This window comes from Flavobacteriales bacterium (assembly GCA_016712535.1).
Taxonomy (GTDB): Bacteria; Bacteroidota; Bacteroidia; order Flavobacteriales_F; family PHOS-HE28; genus PHOS-HE28.
Genome location: JADJQW010000002.1, coordinates 617306 through 638395, shown reverse-complemented (window position 1 = coordinate 638395; position 21090 = coordinate 617306). Strand labels below are relative to the sequence as shown.

At 62.3% G+C, this 21090-nt stretch carries 14 protein-coding genes; 9 read left to right on the top strand and 5 right to left on the bottom strand.

Going from position 1 to position 21090, the window contains the following annotated elements:
- Positions 1-212: 212 nt before the first annotated feature.
- The 4 genes from IPK70_02540 to IPK70_02525 all read left to right on the top strand — a co-directional run bounded on the left by IPK70_02540 (position 213) and on the right by IPK70_02525 (position 3437).
- A complete protein-coding gene (locus tag IPK70_02540; GenBank protein ID MBK8226039.1) occupies positions 213-1154 on the top strand; it encodes a bifunctional riboflavin kinase/FAD synthetase in 942 nt (313 codons plus the stop codon).
- Complete coding sequence (locus IPK70_02535) at positions 1151-1744, top strand: leucine-rich repeat domain-containing protein (GenBank protein ID MBK8226038.1); 594 nt, start codon at positions 1151-1153, stop codon at positions 1742-1744. Before IPK70_02540 ends, IPK70_02535 begins: the two co-directional genes overlap by 4 nt.
- Positions 1745-1845: 101 nt before the next feature.
- Positions 1846-2403 carry a nicotinamide mononucleotide transporter gene (locus IPK70_02530; protein ID MBK8226037.1) on the top strand — a complete coding sequence of 186 codons (558 nt, stop codon included), beginning with the start codon at positions 1846-1848 and terminating at the stop codon, positions 2401-2403.
- A 302-nt stretch (positions 2404-2705) separates the two neighbouring features.
- Complete coding sequence (locus tag IPK70_02525; protein MBK8226036.1) at positions 2706-3437, top strand: lysoplasmalogenase; 732 nt, start codon at positions 2706-2708, stop codon at positions 3435-3437.
- 5 nt (positions 3438-3442) lie between these two features.
- Here the strand turns inward: IPK70_02525 and recG are convergent, their stop codons facing one another.
- Positions 3443-5542: an ATP-dependent DNA helicase RecG gene (recG, locus tag IPK70_02520; protein ID MBK8226035.1), complete on the bottom strand. Its 2100-nt coding sequence runs from the start codon at positions 5540-5542 to the stop codon at positions 3443-3445.
- A 43-nt stretch (positions 5543-5585) separates the two neighbouring features.
- On the opposite strand from recG, the gene IPK70_02515 reads away from it, so the two are divergent.
- From IPK70_02515 to IPK70_02500, 4 genes are all read left to right on the top strand, one after another.
- A complete protein-coding gene (locus IPK70_02515) occupies positions 5586-7007 on the top strand; it encodes a hypothetical protein (GenBank protein MBK8226034.1) in 1422 nt (473 codons plus the stop codon).
- A 171-nt stretch (positions 7008-7178) separates the two neighbouring features.
- A complete protein-coding gene (locus IPK70_02510; protein ID MBK8226033.1) occupies positions 7179-7580 on the top strand; it encodes an RNA-binding protein in 402 nt (133 codons plus the stop codon).
- 159 nt (positions 7581-7739) lie between these two features.
- Positions 7740-10238, top strand: coding sequence for an outer membrane beta-barrel protein (locus IPK70_02505; protein MBK8226032.1), 2499 nt, complete (start codon positions 7740-7742; stop codon positions 10236-10238).
- Between the two features lie 27 nt (positions 10239-10265).
- On the top strand, positions 10266-10892 hold the full coding sequence (locus IPK70_02500; protein MBK8226031.1) for a DUF4190 domain-containing protein: 627 nt from the start codon (positions 10266-10268) through the stop codon (positions 10890-10892).
- On the opposite strand, the gene IPK70_02495 is transcribed toward IPK70_02500, so the two are convergent.
- Positions 10874-11680: a tRNA glutamyl-Q synthetase gene (locus IPK70_02495; protein MBK8226030.1), complete on the bottom strand. Its 807-nt coding sequence runs from the start codon at positions 11678-11680 to the stop codon at positions 10874-10876. The two genes, IPK70_02500 and IPK70_02495, sit on opposite strands and share 19 nt — an antisense overlap.
- Positions 11681-11805: 125 nt before the next feature.
- On the opposite strand from IPK70_02495, the gene IPK70_02490 reads away from it, so the two are divergent.
- Positions 11806-13713, top strand: coding sequence for an ABC-F family ATP-binding cassette domain-containing protein (locus IPK70_02490; GenBank protein ID MBK8226029.1), 1908 nt, complete (start codon positions 11806-11808; stop codon positions 13711-13713).
- Positions 13714-13816: 103 nt separating this feature from the next.
- Here IPK70_02490 and IPK70_02485 read toward each other — a convergent pair whose 3' ends face one another.
- The 3 genes from IPK70_02485 to IPK70_02475 are packed head-to-tail and all read right to left on the bottom strand — an operon-like array spanning position 13817 to position 20876.
- Positions 13817-14821 carry a PorP/SprF family type IX secretion system membrane protein gene (locus tag IPK70_02485; protein MBK8226028.1) on the bottom strand — a complete coding sequence of 335 codons (1005 nt, stop codon included), beginning with the start codon at positions 14819-14821 and terminating at the stop codon, positions 13817-13819.
- A gap of 1 nt (position 14822) precedes the next feature.
- Entirely contained in the window at positions 14823-16406 is a 1584-nt protein-coding gene (locus IPK70_02480) for a PD40 domain-containing protein (protein ID MBK8226027.1), read from the bottom strand.
- A 3-nt stretch (positions 16407-16409) separates the two neighbouring features.
- On the bottom strand, positions 16410-20876 hold the full coding sequence (locus tag IPK70_02475) for a PKD domain-containing protein (GenBank protein MBK8226026.1): 4467 nt from the start codon (positions 20874-20876) through the stop codon (positions 16410-16412).
- Between the last annotated feature and the right edge of the window lie 214 nt (positions 20877-21090).

Genomic DNA, 21090 nt, shown 5'->3' with positions numbered 1-21090 from the left:
GTGCTATTCTATGGGGGCTGCCCCCGTTTTGCGGGCGCGAAAGTAGGGCTTGCAGGCAGAAGGGCAAATGGGTGTTGCCAACAGGTGTTGGAGATTGAGGCTGGTGCATGGGCCACAGCCATAGGTTGGGCGATGGAGGTCGAAGGCTGGAGCAACCCCCGACCCACATAGCCTCCAACCCTCAACCATTCCTAGAGCGACCTTCGCACCCGATGCTCGTCCACACCGACATCAACGATTTCAAGGGCGTGAGGCGCCCGGTGCTCACAACGGGCACTTTCGATGGCGTGCATCGCGGGCACAAGGCCATCCTCGAGCGGCTGATCGCACGGGCGAAGCGGGAAGAGGGCGAGAGCGTGCTGTTCACCTTCCATCCGCACCCCCGCATGGTGCTCTTCCCCGGAGATAGCGACCTGAAACTGCTGAGCACGCAGGAGGAAAAGCGCGCTTTGCTCGCAGCGGCCGGCCTCGACCACCTGCTGGTAGTGCCCTTCAGCCGGCAATTCTCACGAATGCACGCGCTCGACTACGTGCGCGATGTCCTGGTGGGCGCCATCGGCGCACGGGCCCTCGTCATCGGCTACGACCACCGCTTCGGCCGCAACCGCGAAGGGGACCTTGTGCTGCTGCGGCAGCTCGGCGAGGCCTATGATATCGACGTCGAGGAGATCCCCGCGCAGGAAGTGGACCACGTGAAAGTTAGCAGCACCAAGATCCGCCAGGCACTGCAGGCCGGAGAGGTCGCGGCCGCGAACGAGCTGCTGGGGTACCCCTACCCGCTCGCCGGCGTGGTGGTGAAAGGCGATCAGATCGGCCGTACCCTCGGCTATCCCACGGCCAACATCGGCGCAACGGATCCATACAAGCTCATCCCCGGCGATGGTGTTTACGCGGTTGAAGCGCATCTTAAGGATGGTGATCGCAAGGGCATGCTCTACATCGGGGAGCGGCCCACCGTGAGCGGTGGCCTGAAGCGAAACGTGGAGGTGAACATCTTCGGGTTGGACCGCGATCTGTACGGCGAGGCCATCCATGTGCGTTTCATCCACCGCATCCGGGGCGATCAGCGCTTCGAGAGCATGGAAGCCCTGAAGGACCGACTGCACATCGACAAGCGAATGGCCCTTGCGCACTTCAACCTCACCGAAGCATGAGACAGGCCTTGCTCCTCCTGCTCCTTGTCACCTCGCTCGTTTCGCAGGGGCAGCTGCTCACGCAAGCCGCGCTCGACAGCACCCGGACCTACCGCAGCCTTGAACGCGCGCTGGCCGAGCCCGAGAAGGTGTTCAAGCTCGACCTGAGCGGCAAGAAGCTGAAGGCCGTGCCGGAGGACCTCCGCAAGCTGCGCAACATGAATTCCCTCGACCTGAGCGGCAACAAGCTGAAGGAGTTCCCGGAATGGATGGGCGAACTGCAGAGCATGCAGGAGTTCCGGGCCGCGCGCAACAAGCTCAGCGCCTTTCCGGAGCCCATCTGCAAATGGCGAGCGCTGAAGCGGCTCGACTTGAGTCGCAATGCGCTGCCCGGCGTGCCCAAGTGCATGGGCCAATTGCGGCAGCTCGTCTCGCTCGATCTCTGGGACAACGACCTCGCGGACTTCCCGAAAGAGCTCGACAAGATGGAGGCGCTGCGCTTCCTCGATCTGCGCGGCATCCAATTCAGCGAAGAGGAGATGGAAGGCATCCGTGAGCTCTTCCCGCGCACCAAGATCGAATTCAGCCCCAGCTGCAATTGCGGGATGTAGCTCGGGTTGATTGCAGGTTGAAGAGGTTTTGCGTTCAAGCCGGCGAAGGCGCTCAGGACCCACAACCATCCCTCCATCAACCTGCATCCCCAACCATCGACGTGAACTGGAACTGGCTTGAAGCCCTGGCCGCTGCCGGCAACCTGGCCTACACGGTGCTGATGCTCTACGAGCGCCGCATCGGCTGGGCCTTCGGATTCGTCGCGTCGGCGCTTGGGGTTGTGCTCTTCCTGCATGCACAGGTCTACGCGCAGGCGGCGCTGAGCGCGTACTACGTGGCCATGGGCGCCTATGGCTGGTGGTCGTGGGGCAAGCACGATGGCAAGGAGCTTAACATCACGCGGAGGCCTGCCCAGTTCCACGCCGCCATGATCCTGGGAGGCCTTTTGCTCGCCGGAGCGATCAACTTCCTCTTGCTGCTGATGCGCGATGCGCAATTCACGGTGCTCGATGGCATCGCAACGGCCTTCAGCCTGCTGGCCACATGGATGCTGGCACGCAAGATCCTCGAGACCTGGGCCTATTGGATCGCGGCCGATCTGGTGGCCATCATCCTGTACGCGCTGCTCGGACTCTGGTGGTACGCCGCGCTCTACGCCATTTACGTGGGCATCTCCGCCGCAGCGCTGGTGCGGTGGGGAAGACAGCATCGGGCCTAAGAGCGAGCAGGCGCTTGATGCCGCGCTCACCACGTGCCTCGCGCCGCCGCAACCGCGAAGATGATCAGCAGCAGCAGGAGGCCATAGGCGAAGGCTTGAGGCGGAGTGCGGCGCAAAAAGGCCTGCATGCGTTCGGTGTTGGGCGCGAAGCGATCCCAATGATGTGCCCTGAATGAGAAGCTGGCATGAAGAGCTTGCGTGACTTGGTCGTTCCGTCCCTCCGGTCCATCAGCCCATGGGATGGGTGTGTTCGCCGGCTGAGACCTCTGCGCGGCTCCGCATTTACCTTGCACGCCCGAGCCATGCGTGCACTGAAGAACCACTGGGTAAGCGGCCTGCTCTTCGCCGCAGCCACCCTCGGCGCCATTGTCGGCGATTGGCGCGGACAGCATCAGCTCGTTTATGCGTGCAAACCGTTGATGATGGTGGTGCTGGGCATCTGGTTCTACCTCAATAGCCGCCGCTACGGCGACCGCTTCACGCTGCTGATCCAGGCCGGGCTCTTCTTCTCGCTGCTCGGTGATGCGGCCTTGATGTTCGATCACATCGACCAGTTCTTCTTCCTCATCGGCCTTGGGGCATTCTTGATCGCACAGATCTGCTATGCATTGGGCTTCGCGCAGAACGTGGCCGACGGGGGCAACAGCCCCGGCCTGCTCATCGGCATCCTCATCGCTGCAGTGGTGCTGGCCTATGGCGCGATCTTCGGCATCGGCTTGCTGCAGAGCGTCGATGACGATGTGCTGGTGCCCGTGGGCATCTATGCGGTCACGATCGCGCTCATGGGGGCCGCTGCTGCGCTCCGCTTCGGCCGGACATACCTGCCGAGCTTCCTCATGGTGATGATCGGTGCTTCACTCTTCATCGCCTCGGATAGTATCCTGGCCACGCATCGCTTCGTGCGCGTGATCGATCATGCGCCCATCAGCGTCATGCTCACCTATGCGCTGGGCCAATACCTGATCGCGCGAGGCTGCCTGCGGCATGTGCTCGATCCGGAGGAGGTGCGTCGCCGTGCCGCGCTCGATACCTGATCCGTTCAGCTTATCCGGCCCCAGGCCACCTGCTGCTTGCGCTCAGCGATGGCGCGGGCGATGGGCGCATGCTGCGGCGCGGATAGCGCTGGGTCGCTGTCGAGCACGCGCTGGGCGGCTTGTCTCGCCTGCTGCAGCAGCTCCTGGTCCTCCACCAGGTCGGCGATCCGCAATTGCGGCAATCCGCTCTGCTGCGTGCCGAGCAGGTCGCCGGGGCCCCGCAGGCGCAGGTCGGTTTCCGCGATCTGGAAGCCATCGTTGGTGCGCACCATGGTGGAAAGGCGGGTTCGGGCATCGCTGGAGAGCTTGTCGCCGGTCATGAGGATGCAGAAACTCTGCTCTGCGCCTCGCCCCACGCGGCCGCGCAACTGATGCAATTGGGAAAGGCCGAAGCGCTCGGCGTTCTCGATCACCATCACGCTGGCGTTCGGCACATCCACACCCACCTCGATCACCGTGGTGCTCACCAGGATGCTCGTCTCGCCCTTCTTGAACCGAGCCATCTCGTAGTCCTTGGTCGCGGGGTCCATGCGGCCATGGATGATGCCGACCGCGTAACGCGGCAGAGGGAATCGGCGGCTCAGGCTCTCGAATCCATCGGTCACATCCTTCAGGTCGCTCTTCTCGCTCTCTTCAATCAGCGGATAGACCACGTACACCTGTCGGCCCTTCGCGAGCTCCTCTTCCAGGAATCCGAACACGGCGTTCCGCGCGCCATCGAAGCGGTGCACGGTGCGGATCGGCTTTCGGCCGGGTGGCAGCTCGTCGATGATGCTCGTATCAAGGTCGCCATAGAGCGTCATCGCCAGGGTGCGCGGGATGGGCGTGGCGGTCATCACCAGCACGTGCGGCGGCACCTCGCTCTTGGCCCAGAGCCGCGCGCGCTGCGCCACGCCGAAACGGTGCTGCTCATCGATCACCACGAGGCCGAGGCGATCGAACACCACGCGGTCCTCGAGCAGCGCATGCGTGCCCACGATGATGTGCACCTCACCGGCCCGGAGCGCTCGGAGGATGCTCCTGCGCTCGGCCTGCTTGGTGCTGCCGGTGAGCAGGCGCACCACCACGGGCATGCCTTCGAGCAAGCGCGAGAGCGTGGAGAAGTGCTGCTGCGCGAGGATCTCCGTAGGCGCCATCAACGCGGCCTGGAATCCGTTGTCGAGCGCGATGAGCATGCTGAGAAGGCCCACGAGGGTCTTGCCGCTGCCCACATCGCCTTGCAGCAATCGGTTCATCTGCTTGCCGCTGCCCATGTCCTTGCGGATCTCCTTCACCACGCGCTTCTGCGCACCGGTGAGCTCGAAGGGCAGATGCTCCGCATAGAAGGTCTTCAGCTTCACGCCCACTTCGGCGAAGACATGGCCGCGCACCTGCTGCTGCGTGAGCAGTTTGTTTCGGAGCAGGCCGAGCTGGATGAAGAAGAGCTCCTCGAACTTCAATCGGGTGCGGGCCAGTTCGAGCCGTTGGGCATCCACCGGCGCGTGCACCTGGCGAAAAGCCTCTTCGCGCGTGATGCCCCCGAGCCATTGCACCTGCTCCGCGCCGAGCGTCTCGGGCAGCGAGCCTGCGATCTGCGGCAGCAGGGCTTTCTGCAGCTTCCAAATGGCGCGGCTGGTGAGCCCTCGTGCGGCGAGCTTCTCCGTGGTGCTGTACACCGGTTGGAGCGACGCCTCAATCCCGCTGTCCCAGGTTGAAGCGAGTTCCAGCTCCGGGTGCGCCATGTTCAGTTTCCCCTTGAAGGCGCCGGGCTTGCCGAATACCACGTATTCCTCACCGTGCTTCAGCGATTGCTGCACCCATTTCAGGCCCTTGAACCAGACCAGCTCCATGCTGCCCGTGTCGTCGCTGAAGGTGGCCGTGATGCGCCGCGCCTGCTTCTCGCCGATCAGTTTCGGCGCAGTGATGCGGCCGCGCAGCTGCGCATGCTGATGCTCATCGGCAGCGGCGGCGATCCCGCGCACCGTATGGAAGCGGCTGCGATCGATGTAGCGGAAAGGGAAATGCTGGAGCAGATCGCCGAAGGTGGCGATGCCCAACTCCTTGCGCAGCAGATCGCCGCGCTGCGGACCAACGCCCTTGAGGTATTCAATCGGACTATCGAGCATCGGCGACGGTGGAAAAGTACCGCCCTCCGCTTTCTTTGATGCGATGGCCGCGACCGCACCAAGCACGCATCCCGGTTGGAATGAACGGCTGATGACCGCTCTGCCCTGGCTCGTGCTCTGCTACCTCGCGCTCTTCGCTTGGCGCTTCGCCGATGAGCGTTTGTACGCCGATAGCGGCTACTACCTGGCGCGCGTGGTCAACGAGGGAGCATTCCGCATCGAGCATGGCCGATGGGTGCTGGCCCTTGCGCAAGCGCTGCCCCTCATCGGCGCGAAGCTGGGCGTTCCGATGAAGGCATTGATCCTCCTGCATTCGGTCAACAATGTCATTTGGATGTGCGGCTGCATGCTGACCGCATGGAGCGTGCTGCGTGACCGCGATGCTGCAGTGGCCATCGCCGCGCTGCACCTGGTGGGCCTCACGCATGGCTTGCTCTGTCCCATCTTCGAATTGTATTACGGAGCGGACCTGCTGGTGCTGTTCATCGCCGTGCATCGGGGCACGGCCCTGGATCCGCGATGGCGGTTGCCGGCCCTCTTGCTCCTCGCTGCGCTGGTGGCCTCGTGCCATGCCATCGGGTTCATGCTTCTTGCGGCAACCTTGTTCCTGGACCGTGCATGGCAGCGCAGACGCGAGTCCGTGCTCCTGTTCACGGTGATCGCCCTCGTGATCACGGCCCGCGTGATCACGATCTCAGACTACGAGAAGGACAGCGCTGCGTTCGTCATGAAGGCCCGCGATCCCGCGGTTCTGGCGGCTGTCCTCTCTTCGGCGAATCTCATCGGCTTGTTCCGCTATTCGGTTCACCACTATCCCGACCTGCTCGTGCTCGGCATGCTCGTGCTGGCGGGCCTCCTGATCCAGCGCAGACGCGCCGATGCCTTGCTCTTCATCGGATTCCTCCTTGCGATGCACGCGCTGATCAGCCTGAAGCTCCCGGAGTGGCACCACGACAGGTACCGGGAACAGGTGAATTTCGGAGTCGCTGCCTGGGTCGTGCTGGTGCTCATCTTCCATGCTGGGCGATTCGAATGGACACGCGGATGGGTGCCAATCATCCTATTGCTTTCGATGGCATACCGGATCGCGGCTGCGGAGCGCATCGCGCCATGCTATGCGGCGCGCACGGCCCATATCGAGGCTGCCATTGCGCGTGCGCACGCCATGAGCGTCAGCAAGGGCATCATCACTGCTGGTGGCGATTTCGCCCCGGAGCATCATAGCGTAGGCCTGTCCTGGTCGGTTCCCGTGGAGAGCCTCCTGCTCTCCGCGAAGCAGGGGCCCACCGCTACGGTGTCGCTGATCACCACGGAGGACATCGCGCTCGGCGGTCTTCAGGATCACTTGGACGGGTTCATCTTCCGCCGCTGGGACCTGCTTCCGAGCAACTGGCTCGATGCGCGATGGTTCATGGCGCCCGAGGGCGAGTATTTGCCCATTCCTGAGGAAGGATCAGCGCGATGACCATCCTGCCATGACCCTGACGATAGGACGCCAACCATAGTGCGAGAGGGCCGCTGGGCTTGCGGGAACAGGTTTTCAGCCTACATTCGGCCCGCCCAACGGCCGGGGTGTTCTTTGGCGAGACCTCCACGGCACAGGCGAAAACGAACAAAAACCCAGTCAGTAGAACTCATGAACATTTACGTCGCCAACGTGCCTTACACTGTTAGGGACCAAGACCTCCGCGAGCTTTTCGAGCCTTTCGGAGAAGTGACCTCGGCCAAGATCATCATGGATCGGGCCACAAACCGGAGCCGTGGCTTCGGCTTCGTGGAGATGGCCGATGACAACGCTGGCCGCTCGGCCATCGAAGGCACCAATGGCAAGAATTTCCACGGCCGCGACCTGGTGGTGAACGAGGCTCGTCCCCGCACCGAGGGTGATCGCGGTGGCTTCGGCGGTGGCCGTGGCGGCGATCGCGGCGGCTACGGCGGTGGTGATCGCGGCGGATACGGCGGAGGCGGCGGTCGCGGCGGCGATCGTGGCGGATACCGCGAGCGCAGCGACCGCGGCGGTTCGCGCGATGATTACTAGGCCTTAGCGCCATACCCAGAAGAACGAGGGGCCGTCTCATCCGAGGCGGCCCCTTCATTTTTACTGGTCCGTGAAAACATGTTGATCGATCGATCTATTCAGGGCACCGTGCATCCCTGGCCAATCCTTCTGCAGTCCATCACGGTACTTTCGCCAGCCATGCCGGTCCGCTCCCTCTTCGTGATCCTCTTCGCATTCGTTTCCGCATTCGCCAGCGCTCAACGCCCGAATAGCGGAATGGGCGGCGCACCTGCCATCGGAAGGGTTTATGGACGCGTGATCGACGTTAGCACGGGCAAGGGCGCCGAATACACCACCGTGGCCGTCCGCCCCGCTACCAAGGACAGCATTCTCGGAGGCGCGATCACGCGCCACAACGGCGACTTCGAGGTGGACAAGCTCCCCGTCGGTCCGCCGCTGAAGATCACCATCACCTTCATCGGTTATAAGCCCTTCGAGCAGCAGGTGCGGCTCACACGCGAGCGCATCGAGCTGGACCTGGGAAACATCAACCTGCAGCCGGATGCCGCGGTGCTCAACGAAGTAGAGGTCACCGGTGAGCGCGCCACCATGACCATGCAGGTGGATCGCCGCGTATTCGCCGTGGACAAGGACCTGAGCGCGCAAGGCGGAACCGGCGTTGATGTGATGAAGAACGTGCCCGGACTCAGCGTTGACCTGGACGGTAACGTGCAGATGCGCGGGGCATCGCCGCAGATCCTGGTGAACGGCAGGCCAACCTCCATGACGCTTGAACAGATACCCGCGGAGGACATCGAGAAGATCCAGGTGATCACCAATCCATCAGTGGCCTTCGACGCGAACACCACGGGCGGCATCATCAACGTTGTGCTGAAGAAGACCACGAAGCCCGGATACAGCGGGCAGGTGCAAGCCGGGGGCGGCACCAACGGCCGCTATCAGGGCGGGCTCAACCTGAACATGAAGGAAGGCCGCTGGAACTTCGGCCTCGGCTATAACTACAACACGAGCACCAATCTCACCGACGGCAGCACCGAACGCACCGAACGCAGCTCGGGCATCACCACCGGCTACTTCGATCAGATGGCCCGCAGCGAGCATTCGCGCACCGTGCACGGCGGTCGCTTCAGCGCCGATTGGCAAGTGACCAACCGGAATCTGCTGAGCTTCTCGCAGAATCTCCGTTTCCATGAGCACAGCGGCACGGACCAGCTCGATGCAATCCTGCGCGGCGCGGGGAACGAATTGCTCTCCACGGCCGAGCAGCGCAACGGCAACACGACCGAATCGATGAGCGCCACCACTACCCTCGCCTTCCGCCGCAAAGCGCCGAAAGAAGGCCGGGAATGGGGCGCCGACTTCACCTACAACACGTGGAGCCGCGCCAGCGTGGCGCAATTCGCGCAGTACGGCCGAGATGCGGCAGGCAACGACCTCCCAACGAGCCCGCGCGTACAGGACAACAACGGAGGCAGCCGATACGACCAGTTCTCGCTCCAAGCCGATTGGATTGAGCCGATCGGCGAGCGCAACAAGCTCGAGTTCGGCATCAAATCGAGCTGGAAGGCCGACGATACCTATCTCCTCGCCTACGTGACCTCGCCTCAGGCGGGTGAGCTGGCGCTCGATACGAGCCTCACCAACGATTACGCGATCACGGACATCATCAACGCCGCCTACGTGAATTGGCAGCGCAAGCTCACCGACCACTGGGGCCTGCAAGCCGGCTTCCGCTTCGAGCAGACCTGGTTCGAGACCGTGGTGCGCAATAAGGACATCACCTTCAGCTACCGCTACCCCAACGGCGCGGAGAACATCGCGAAGGCGCTCTTCCCCGGGATCTACCTCTCCCGGAAATGGGACAAGAGCATGCGCGAGATCCAGGTGAACCTCTCACGCAAGATCAGCAGGCCCAACTTCTGGCAGATCATGCCTTTCGTGATGAACGCCGACAGCCGCAACGTGCGCATCGGCAATCCAGCACTGGCACCGGAGCTCAGCACCTTGGCCGAGTTGAACCACTTGCTGCCCTTCATGAAGGACAAGGGCACCTGGCTCACGAGCTTCTTCGCCCGCCACACGCAGGATGCAATCACCAGCTACGCCACACCACTGCCTTCGGACACCACGCTCCTGCTCAACACCTTCGTGAATGGCAGCTACAGCATGAGCAGCGGATGGGAGAACATATTGAAATTGGAGCCGATCAGCGGCCTGCAGCTCACGGTAAGCGGCACCTTGCAGTACACCGACGTGGCATTGCGCAGCACCGATGGCGGCGCACGCAATCAAGGCTTCAACTGGAATGCGAAGGCGATGGTCGCTTGGCGCTTCATGAAGGATTGGAATGCACAGGTGAACGGCGAATACGAAGGCCCGCGGATCCAGCCTCAAGGGCGAAGCATCGCGCAGTACGGGATCGACTTCAGCCTGAACCATGACGTGACGCGCAAGGTGAGCATGCTCCTGAGCGTGAACGACGTGTTCTTCACGCGAAAATGGGGGAACATCGTGGACACCCCTTCACTCTACCAAGAGAGCTTCCGCCGCCGCGAGATGCGCTTCGTGCGCCTCACGTTGACTTGGAAGTTCGGCGAGCAGAACACCTCGCTCTTCCGTCGACGGCAACAGCAGCGCCAGGAGCCCGGCAACTCGGGTGGCGATATGGACATGTGAGCCGCTCAAGCCGGGTACATTCGCTGCATGCGCACGGTCATGCTCTTCTCAGTTCTCCTGCTCATGGCCTGCAGTGGCTCGCGCAGCACCGTACAAGAGCGGCGCATCCAGCATCGCAGGCATTCGAACGGATGGCATATCGATCTGGATGCCCGGCGAAGGGAGCCGCGGACACGGATCCGCGATCTGGAATCCCGCCATGCGAATCTTCCGGTCTTAGCACCCACGGTTGAGGAACGGGCTCCGATCACGGCCGCTGCGACGCCGGCACCTCCGTTCACCGCGACCCTTGCCGATCAACGCGCCATCAAGGAAGCCGTCCGGCGCACGCAACTGACCGGCTTACCAACCGCCCTCAAGCCGGTCATCCGGCAGGAAGAGGACGAGAACATCATGCCCCGCAAGAAGTGGAATGCCTTGGCCGTGCCTGCATTCGCCTCAGGCGTGAGCGCCATCGTGCTGGGCTTCGGCACCAACCTCTGGCTGCTCATTGGCGCAATCGTGCTCACCCTGGTCCTTGCCGGCTGGAGCATCAAGCGCATCCGCAGGCGCGAGCAGGCCGGCAAGGGCTTCGCGATCGCCGCGCTGCTCATCGGCGTATTCGCTGCGCTGCTCACGATCATGAGCATCGTTCGCTACGGCACCGAGCTCTGATCCGCCTCCTCGCGCATTGCTTGAAGCAGGCCCCTTGCCTGATCACGCAACCCACCGGGGCCTTGACCCTTGGCGCGCATCGCTTTCAGGGATGCAGCGCCTGCGCTCTTCGAGAGCTTGGCGCCTGCGCCATCAGTGATGAGCGGATGATGGAGGAACACCGCTTGTTGAAAGGACACCAGACCAAGCCGCTCCGCGAGGTAGAGCTGGCAAACCGATGAAGGAAGCAAATCGCTGCCCCGGATGATATGCGTGATGCCGTGATCGGCATCATCGATCAGCGAGGCGATCTGGTACGCAGGCCGTGCCCCAAGCTCGGCTCGCTGGCGCAGCACGGGATCGGGCATGGACTCAGCGGGACGCAGCCAACGCTCCATGCCGAAAAGGTCGATGATGCACACCTCCGCATCTTGCGGCAATCGGAGCCTCCACGCGGCACGCGGGTCATCGAAGCGCAGGGACTTGCTCCGGCAGGGGCACCGGCCATTGCGATGCTCAGCACGAGAGCATGTGCAGGGATAGAGATCGCCCTGCTCCTTCAGCAAATCGATCTGCTCCAGGTAGCGGCCGCTGCGGCCATGCTGGGAGAAGTTGCGCTCGTGATCCGCCGCTTCGCGTGGGCCTTCCTGCCAATCGATGCCGAGCCACCTGAGCGAATCGAAAACATCCGCCACGAAAGTGGGCCGCATGCGCTCGGCGTCAAGGTCATCGATCCGCAGGCGGATGCTGGCGCCGATGCCATGCGCGATTTCTTCAGTGATCGAGGAAATTGATGGCGTTGCCCGCATGGAGCAAGCCGCTCGGCGTGGGGGCGATGCGCGTGCGAGGCATGCCGCAAACGTAGATGCCATGGCTTAGGACGGCTCTTGCCATGTGATGCCCGACCTTCGCGCCCTTCCGCCCCCGCCTCCCCATGAACGTCCTCTCCGTCGAGAAGCTCGCCAAACGCTACGGGCCGCGCCAACTTTTCCAGGATATCTCCTTCGGGTTGGAGAAAGGCCAGAAGACGGCGATCGTAGCTCGCAATGGCACGGGCAAGAGCACCTTGTTGAAGTGCATCGCCGGCGTGGAGAAGCCGGATAGCGGCATCATCACCTTCAACCGGGGGATCCGCGCAGGTTACCTGGACCAGAGCGTGAGCATGACCGCCACCCACAGCCTGGTGGATGAGATGCTGGATCAGGACGACCCTGTGACGAATGCGGTGCGCGCGTACGAGCACGCCGTTGCCCGCCACTTGGAGGGCGCAGCCATGCAGCGCGCCATCGACAGCATGTCGGAGCTGAACGCTTGGGACTTCGAGGCCCATGTTCAGGTGCTGCTGCACCGCTTCGGCCTAAGGGACATGGAGCAGCCGGTGAACACCCTGAGCGGAGGGCAGCAGAAGCGCCTCGCCATGGCAAAGGTGCTCATCCATGCCCCTGATGTGCTGATCCTGGATGAGCCGACGAACCACTTGGACGTGCACATGATCGAGCAGTTGGAGGACGAGCTGAGCGCCCCCAATCTCACACTGCTGCTGGTGACGCACGACCGCTACTTCCTGGATAACGTCTGCGACGAGATCATCGAGATGGAGTTCGGGGAGTTCACGCGATTCAAGGGCAACTACAGCTACTACGTGGAGAAGAAGGCATTGCTCGATGAGGTGCGCGACGCCACGCAGCAGCACTTGCGCGGGCTGATGCGCAGCGAGCTGGAGTGGGTGCGTAAAATGCCTCGTGCACGAGGCACCAAGAGCAAGAGCCGATTGGATGCTTTCGACCGGATCAAGGCCGATGCCACGCGCGACTTCTCACGCGAGGAAGTGAGGATCGACGTCAAGACCGAGCGCCTCGGGGGCAAGGTGATCGAAGTGCGCAACCTCACAAAGGGCTGGGGCGAACGCGGAAAGCCCGAGACCTATAAGCCCATCGTGACCGGCTTCTCCTATTCGCTCAAGCGTGGCGACCGCATCGGCATCGTGGGCCCGAATGGCATCGGCAAAAGCACCTTCCTCGACCTGCTTGCGATGAGGACACCGCCCGATGCGGGCACCGTGAGCATCGGCGATACGGTGATGCTCGGCACCTTCGGCCAGCAAGGGCTGCAGCTCACTGACGATAAGCGCATCATCGATGTGGTGCGCGACATCGCGGAGATCATCCCGTTGAACAAAGGGAAGACGCTGACGGCATCCGGCCTTCTGGAGCGCTTCCTCTTCGACAAAGAGCAGCAATGGCAGTACGTGAGCACGCTCAGCGGTGGCGAGAGGCGGCGCCTTTACCTGTGCACGGTGCTGATGAGGAATCCCAACGTGCTCATCCTCGACGAGCCCACCAATGACCTGGACATCCCCACGCTGAATGCATTGGAGGATTTCCTGACCGATCTGGACGTTTGCCTGCTCATCGTGAGCCACGACCGTTTCTTCATGGATAAGCTCTGCACCAAGCTCCTCGTCTTCGAAGGCGATGGGAAGATCAAAGAGTGGGTGGGCAGCTATACCGAGCTACGAGAGGCCCGGAATGCCCGGGCGGGAGCAGCTCGCAAGGAGAGCCCGGACAAAGGCGTCAAGACCGTTGCGCAGGGCCTCGCGGTGACTTCGCCGGATGAAAGCGCGCGCAAAAGGCTCACTTACGCCGAGAAGCTGGAGCTCGCGCGCATCGATAAAGAGATGCCGAAGCTGGAAGCGCGGAAAGAGGAGCTGCTCGAGGTCATGGCCAAAGGCGGAAACGACCACCATCTGATGATGGAGCAGAGCATTGCGCTCGAGAGGGCAATCGCAGAGCTGGACCGGATGATGGATCGGTGGTTGATCCTATCCGAAAAGGCGGGTTGAAGGTTGATTCAGGAGCTGGCTGGGGGTTGTGCGGCCCGACAACCTCCAATTCCCAACCAGCGCGGCAGTCAGCGCGCCGACCACGAACCCCAACCTCGCTTGGCTAGAACTTCGCGCATGGCACCACGCGCCGCCGGCTCATGCTGCGCTTCCGTCCGCGCGAGGCCATCTCGTATCCCAAGGTGATCTCATGCGCGCCGCCGCTCTGTCCAGCTAAGCGGGAAACGGTGAGGTCGTAGCTGTATCCGATACGCAGGTCATTCACGATGACACCGCCTAGGAAAGCCAGCGCATCACGGTTGGCATACCCGGGTGCATAGCGCTTCAGCAGCGGGATACCCCGGTACCAAAGGCCCGCATAGAACGGAGCCCTCTCGAAATAGCCGCCGATGTCGAGCTGGTCATACTTCGCTTGAGCCCTGTAGTTGAAGGCGAGCACGAGGCTCTGCGGGTGCTCCTTGATGATGGGGGTGCGGAAAGTGGTTCGCCATCCGCCGTGCATGCTGAACTTGATGGGCATGCGCGTCTCATTGCCGAGCAGCGACTGGTTCGGGCGGTTGAGGTGATGGAAAGCAGTGCCCAGCCAATACTTCGGCGTGAAATAGAGCAGCCCTCCGCCGAAATCAGCGTAGTTGACGCTGGCGCCATTGAGGTACTCGTAAGTTCCCACGCTCCCGCCTCGCGCGAGCTGGTCACCGAAGACGAGCTTCGAGTAATCGACGGCATGGTTGGCCCAGCCGATCTGCAGGGCGGGCCTCAGGAAGACCTTCCGCTTCAGTTCGATCTCATAGGCGTATTGCCCGGTGACGCTGCTGTAACGCAAGGCCCCGCTGCCTGCCCTATCGTGCGAGACCAGCAGGCCGACACCGCTATTCACACCGGGCATGTAATGGTCGACCGCGAAGTTGCTGCTGACGAAAGCGCCCGGGAATGCAGGCCATTGGTCGCGCACCGCAAGGCCCATGCGCGTTTGAAGGCCGGTGCCGGCGAATGCCGGGCTCACGAAAGTCGGAATCGCGTAGAACTGAGAGAACTGCGCATCCTGGGCCGTCAGCGCAATCGCCGCAAGCAGCCCGGACAGCGTTGCTCTCGTGCGCAGCCCATTCATGTTACTTCATCCGCTGCACCGATGCGTCGCGCTCCAATTGGATATCGAGCGCCATTTCGCGGCCGTCGATGTCAGTAGGCTTGGCCGTGATCACCGCGCGGTGAATGGCGTAACCGGGTGCATCCACGCTCAGGTTGTATTTCTGACCAGGGTCGAGAACCATGATGTAGCGGCCAGTGGCCTCGTTGGTATTGAACACGCCCACCACCTCGTCACCCATTTCATCGGTGACCAGGAGGCGCGCCTTCAATGGCTCATCATTCGCATCAGCAACTACGCCACGGGCCACCACGTAATTCAGCTGACTGCCTGGGAAAACGGCCTGGTAGATGTCCTGCATGCCCAAGCCGCCGGGACGCTCGCTGCTGAAATAGCCCGTGTATCCATCCTCGCTCAGGCAGAAGTAGATGTCATCGTTAACGGTGTTCAGGGGATAGCCCATGTTCTCGGGCAGGCCCCAACCGTTCATGTCAGGATCCGTGAGGGTAGCCTTGAAGATGTCATAGCCTCCCATGGTGCCATGGCCTTTGCTGCTGAAGAACAGCGTGATGCCATCGCTGTGCATGAAAGGAGCGTCCTCGTCGAAGGCGGTGTTGATCTGCGGGCCCAGGTTGAGCGGAAGGCTCCATTCGCCGGTGGGCAGGCGACGGATGCGGTATAGGTCGCGGCCGCCGAATCCGCCCGGACGGTCACTGGTGAAATAGATCTCATCTCCGCCTGGCGCGATACTGGCGCTAGGCTCGTGGTGCTTGCTGTTGATCTGAGCCGTCATGAGCACCGGAGCCTGCCATTTGCCTGCGTGCAAGCGCGTTTCGAAGAGATCACCTGCAACGAGGTCCTGGCTGGTATGATAGACGATCATGCTGCTCCCATCGGGGGCGAGGCCCACAGTAGCATCGTGCGTATTGGTATTGAGCGGAGCGCCTGCGTTCACTGCGTTGGTCCACACCTCGTCGATGCGCTTCGCCACATAGATGTCCTCCAGCCACTGACCCGTAGGGTCCTTCAGGTTGCCCGTTGTGCCTTCGCGGCGGCTCGTGAAATAGAGCGTATTGCCATTGGCTGTCACTAAAGGGCAGTAGTCGTGCTGAGGGGAATTGATCAAGGCGCCCATGTTGCGTATGTCGATCTCGATGGGCCGCTTCACCAGATCCTTCGCGGTTGAAGCCATGGTGATCAGGCGTTCGACTTCCGTGTCCTTCACCATGCGGTAATTGAGCTGCTTGTAGCGATGCAAGAGATCGGCGGCTTCATCGAAGCGTTGCTGGCGATGGCGCTGCAAGGCCAATTCATGATGCGCTTCAGTATGACCGCCGCGCACGGCACGCTCCAAATGCGGCACCGATTTGTCCCGCTGGCCAGGCAGATTCGCCAGGCAAACGCCATACTCGTAGTACACCTCCACGAAGGCGGTATCGACTGGGAGCAGCTTCTTGTACAAACGTGCGGCCTCGCCATAGTCCTCAGCGGCCAAGTGCGCCTTGGCTTCATCAAGCATCTGGTTGTGCGGCCGCTTGTAGCCCGCTTGAGCGAAAGCGCCAGCGGCGATCGATACGGCGATGAGCGTGGAGAGTTTGCGTTCCATGGTTCAACGTAAAAGGGTGACGTCACCCTTCAGTACGGCTTCCCGGCCATCGCTGAAGGTTGCGCTGCATTTCCAGACATAGACATCCTGCTTGGCGGGTGCGCCTTTGTACCAGCCGTCCCAGCCGCGCCGCACATCCTCGCTCACGAAGACCAGCTCGCCCCACCTGTTGAAGACCTCCAGGCGGTAGCGCTCCACACCTTCGTACTTCGGGAAGAAGTGGTCATTGTCATAGCCCATGGGGTCGTACTGGCCGTCGGTCGGTCCGCTGCCGGGCGTGAAGGCATTGGGGAACTCAAGGTCGCCGCTTGCCTCCCCTGTGGTAGCGCCGACAACCGTGAAGGTGTCGGGGCAGTTCCATTGATTGTCGGCGATCAACATCACGTCGAAGGTGCCTGCCTGCTGGTAGTAGTGCGTGGGGTTGAACGCGTTGCTGGTGGTGCCATCGCCGAAGTCCCAGGTGAATTGATCGGCATTCGCGCTCAGGTTGTATGTGAAGACCGGCTGCGAAGGCACGATCACCGTGGTGGGTTGCAGCACGAAGAAGGCGTTCGCCCTCGGCCGTACGACGATGCTGTCCACTTTGGTCATGGTGTTCACCGCGCCTCCCACGCCGAATGCGGTGAGGGTCACGGAATAGACCCCTGGTACGTTGTAGATGTAGGTGGGGTTATCGGCCGTGCTGGTGCCGCCATCCCCGAAGTTCCATTGGTAGCTCTGCGCCAGTAGGCTCGTATTCGTGAAGTTGACCGTCAGCGGTGCGCAGCCCTCGCCTTGCCCGATGAAGCTCACGGTAGGCAGCGGTGGCGTGATGGTAACCTGCTGAGTGGCCGTGTCTGAGCAGGTGGTGCCGCTCACCACCAAAGTGATGGTGAAGGTGCCCCAGGTGACATAGGTGTGCGTGCCGGGCTGTTGCAGGCCCGATGCGCTGCCGTCACCGAAATCCCAGCTGTGCATCCAATTGCCGGGACTGCTGGTGTTGTTCAGTGCTACCGTGGCATCGGGGAACTGCTGCGTGAAGGGCGTGGCCATGAAGGCGGCCTGCGGCACGGGCGAAACAACCACTGCTTGCTGCGCGACGCTGATGCAGCCATAGGGCGAAGTGGCGGTGAGCGTGATGGTGCGCATCTGGTCCACCGCAGTCGTGTTCACATACGTATGCGCAGGGTTGCTGCCCACCAGCGTGATGCCATCACCCATGTCCCACTGGTAGCTGCTCGCGCCCGTGCTGAAGTTCTGCGGCTGCACGGTGAGCGGCGAGCAGCCGGTGGCGACAACGCTGAATGCTGCAGTGATCGCCGGGTAGACATCGATCGCCGCGGACGAAGTATCGCTGCAGCCGAAGCCGTTCGTCGCGATCAGCTGGGGGTTGAAGGCGACCGGGACAGCGCTCGCGTGCGCATAGCTGTGCGATTGATTGCCGGGCACGGTATCGAGCGCGCTGCCATCGCCGAAGCTCCATTGCGAGGCCACCGCACCGATCGTGAGGTCCTGGAAGGGCACGTTCAGCGGCTGACAGCCATTGAGCACGCCGGGGATGAATTGCGCGATCGGCTGCGGATGCACCAGGATCGGCGCTGCGATGGTATCGCTGCACCCGAAGGCGGAGGTCGCGATCAACTGGGCGTTGAACGCGGCATCGTTCAATCCTTGATTGAAATAGGTGTGCTGCGGGGAAGTAGCAGTGCTGACCTGCAGATCGCCGAAGCTCCACTGGTAGCTGCTCGCACCAGTGCTTGTATTGATGAAGCTCGCTGCATGCGGGGCGCAGCCATCAGGGGGCTGAACGAAGCCCGCCGTCACTTGCGGATGCACCTGCACATTAGCCGTAGCCGTGCTGGTGCAGCCATGATCGGTCATGGCCGTGAGGCTCACCGGATAAGAGATCGTACCAGGACCGGGGAAGTTGTACCACGTGTGCCCATGGACCGTGGCCGAGGTATCGCTCTGCAGGCCATCCCCATAATCCCAGGCGTAGCTGCTCGCGCCCGTGCTCCCGTTGGTGAGCTGCGCGGTGAACGGATGGCAGCCGATGAGCGGAGAGGCGGAGATCTGTGCGATCGGATTCGGGAAAACCAGCACGCTCGCAGTTGCCGTGTCCGCGCATCCGAACGCATTCGCACCTACGAGCGTGATGCCGAAGGACTGATCATTGGCTGTGCCATTGAAGTAGGTGTGCGTCGGCGAAGGACCGGTGCCAGTGCTGCCATCACCGAAGTCCCAGCCATAGCTTACCGCGCCCACCACGCTGGGAAAGGTGACCGTGAGCGGGCTGCAGCCGCTATCGGGTTGCGCCACGAACGAGAAGTCTGGCGTGGGATAGACCATCACCTGCTGTGTCACCATTGCCTGACAGCCAGCGGGTGAGAAGGCCGTGAGCGATACCGTGTGGATGCTCAGGAATAACGTGATGTTCACATACGTGTGCGCGGGATTCATCGTCGAGCTCGTGCTGCCATCGCCGAAGTCCCACAAGTAGGTCGCAGCGCCCGTGCTGCTGTTCACGAAACTCACATCCATGGGCGCGCAACCGGGCACCGCATTGTGGCTGAAGCCAGCGAACACGCCCGGAGCCACGGTGATGTCGACGGTGGCGGTATCAGCACATCCATAGAGCGAGCTTGCGATCAGCGTGACGGTGAAGACCGTGTCCGTGGAGCCGAGGTTGGTGAAGGTGTGCGCAGCATCGGTGGTGGTGGCCGTGCTGCCATCGCCGAAGAGCCAAAGGTGCTGCGCCGCGCCAGTGCTCGTATTCGTGAAGCTCACGTTCATGGGCGAGCAGCCCAGCACAGGCACCGGCGTGAATGAGGCATTCGGGCGTGCTTGCACATTCACCGCTTGCGTTCCGGTGTTGCCGCAGTACGGCGTGTTCACCGTAAGCGTGATGGTGTAGGGACCCGCCACCGAGTACTGGTGCGCAGGGAACTCGACCGAATCCGTCCCGCCATCGCCGAAGTCCCAGACCCAGCTCGTGACCGGATTGCCGGGATCGGTGCCGATCACAGGGGTGAATTGCGCAACCTCACCGAAGCAGAGGTTGGCCACCTGGATGCCCACGGTGGGTGGCGCGTACACGTTCACCGTGCGGTTGAAACTGTGGGTGCAGCCCAGCGCATTGGTCACGGTGAGGGCGATGATGTAGGTGCCGGGCGCACCGTAGAAATGCGGCGGCGGATTCGGGCTGTTGCTCGTGGTGCCATCGCCGAAGTCCCACGAGTACTGGATAGCGCTCACGCTTTGATCGGTGATCGTCACCGTGAGCGAGTCGCACGCCGCATTGTTGTCAAGCACGAAATCAGCGGTGGGGATGGGCAGCACGACAACGGTCACGGATGCCGTATCGGCGCAACCCGCTGTTGCGCCTTGGATGCTTGCCGCATAAGAGACCGTGTAGGCCCCTGCGGTGTTGTAGGTGTGCGCTTGGTCCCCCGCGCCCGTCCATTGAAAGCCTGCACCTGCGCCGAAGTTCCACTCGAAGTAATTGGCCCCGCCGGAAGTGGTCTCATCGAAGAAGGCCGTCTCACCCGCGCAGATGGTATCGGGAGCCACCGTCAGCGACACCGAAGGCGGCGGTACGATCGTGATCTGGATGAGGGCGGTATCGATGCCGCAGTAGTTGCTGTCGAGCAGCATCACCTCATAAGTGCCGATGCCCGGGTACTGGATCACACGCGGGAATGTCGGCGGCCAAGGCGTCCAGTCGATGATCGAATCCTGGCCCGTGCCCCAGTAGTCTCCGAAGTTCCAGTACTCGTAGCGCTGGAAGATGTTGCCCTGGTTAAGGCAGTTGCGGTCCGTGGTGTTGGCGAAGGTGACCGTGCGGTCGGGCCAGCAGAGCAGGGTGGCGCTTGCGGCGATGCTGGCGTCATCGATATCCCAGATTCGGATGGGATTGAAGGTTGCCAGGGAGGCTCCGCCTTGCAGGGTGTTGCAGGTGTTCTCGGCGGTGAGCTGCACCGTGGTCTCGCAGTCGACCGTTCCGGGCATGTAGGTGTGCGTCACGGTCTGTCCGAGATTCGTATGGTCGAACGTGAGGATCGGTGACCCATCACCGAAGTCCCACGTGAATACCGTGTTCGGCGAGACGTTGGTGCTGCTGTTGATGAAGTCCACCGGATGAGGTGCGCATACCTGGGTGAGGCCGCCCACAGGAATCTGGATGCTGGCGCTGGAGCTCTGCTCCATGGTGAGGCTGCCCGTGATCACGCAGCCTGTGGCGATCTCGGTGAATGTTATGGTGTAGGTGGCCACGGCAGCCGGGTACAGGTGCGTCACCGTCATGGGCGGCATCAAGGCAGCGCCGTTCTGCACAGGACTGCCATCGCCCCAGTTGATGCTATATGCACCTAGTGTCTGCGGTGTGGCTACCACCAAGGTGAAGTTCGTGCCGCTGCAGCTGTACCACTGCGGATTGGCCGAGGGTGTCCCGTAGTAATCATAGAGCTGCGGGCATTGGGCTGCCGCTACCATCGAGGCTGTCGATGCGATACCGGCGAGGCTGAAGCGGCGAATGGTACCCACGCGTGCGATCCTGTTCCGCCGCTGTTACGCGTTCCTGAACCCTGCGGATACGCCGAAGGCTGAAGCGAAGACGAACCGCGCGCCGCACCCGGCCAAACCTGCCTAAGCGCGAACCAAGGCGCATGCTGGCCGTATGAGCGTGTTGCCGCATCGGCAGCATCAT

Bases quoted from the DNA above. Each gene is read 5' to 3' on its own strand.
- IPK70_02490 (MBK8226029.1), top strand. From the start codon at position 11,806: ATGAACGTCCTCTCCGTCGAGAAGCTCGCCAAACGCTACGGGCCGCGC.
- IPK70_02525 (MBK8226036.1), top strand. From the start codon at position 2,706: ATGCGTGCACTGAAGAACCACTGGGTAAGCGGCCTGCTCTTCGCCGCA.
- IPK70_02500 (MBK8226031.1), top strand. From the start codon at position 10,266: ATGCGCACGGTCATGCTCTTCTCAGTTCTCCTGCTCATGGCCTGCAGT.
- IPK70_02495 (MBK8226030.1), bottom strand. From the start codon at position 11,680: ATGCGGGCAACGCCATCAATTTCCTCGATCACTGAAGAAATCGCGCAT.
- IPK70_02515 (MBK8226034.1), top strand. From the start codon at position 5,586: ATGGCCGCGACCGCACCAAGCACGCATCCCGGTTGGAATGAACGGCTG.
- IPK70_02480 (MBK8226027.1), bottom strand. From the start codon at position 16,406: ATGGAACGCAAACTCTCCACGCTCATCGCCGTATCGATCGCCGCTGGC.
- IPK70_02475 (MBK8226026.1), bottom strand. From the start codon at position 20,876: ATGGTAGCGGCAGCCCAATGCCCGCAGCTCTATGATTACTACGGGACA.
- IPK70_02485 (MBK8226028.1), bottom strand. From the start codon at position 14,821: ATGAATGGGCTGCGCACGAGAGCAACGCTGTCCGGGCTGCTTGCGGCG.
- IPK70_02505 (MBK8226032.1), top strand. From the start codon at position 7,740: ATGCCGGTCCGCTCCCTCTTCGTGATCCTCTTCGCATTCGTTTCCGCA.
- IPK70_02540 (MBK8226039.1), top strand. From the start codon at position 213: ATGCTCGTCCACACCGACATCAACGATTTCAAGGGCGTGAGGCGCCCG.
- IPK70_02535 (MBK8226038.1), top strand. From the start codon at position 1,151: ATGAGACAGGCCTTGCTCCTCCTGCTCCTTGTCACCTCGCTCGTTTCG.
- recG (MBK8226035.1), bottom strand. From the start codon at position 5,542: ATGCTCGATAGTCCGATTGAATACCTCAAGGGCGTTGGTCCGCAGCGC.
- IPK70_02510 (MBK8226033.1), top strand. From the start codon at position 7,179: ATGAACATTTACGTCGCCAACGTGCCTTACACTGTTAGGGACCAAGAC.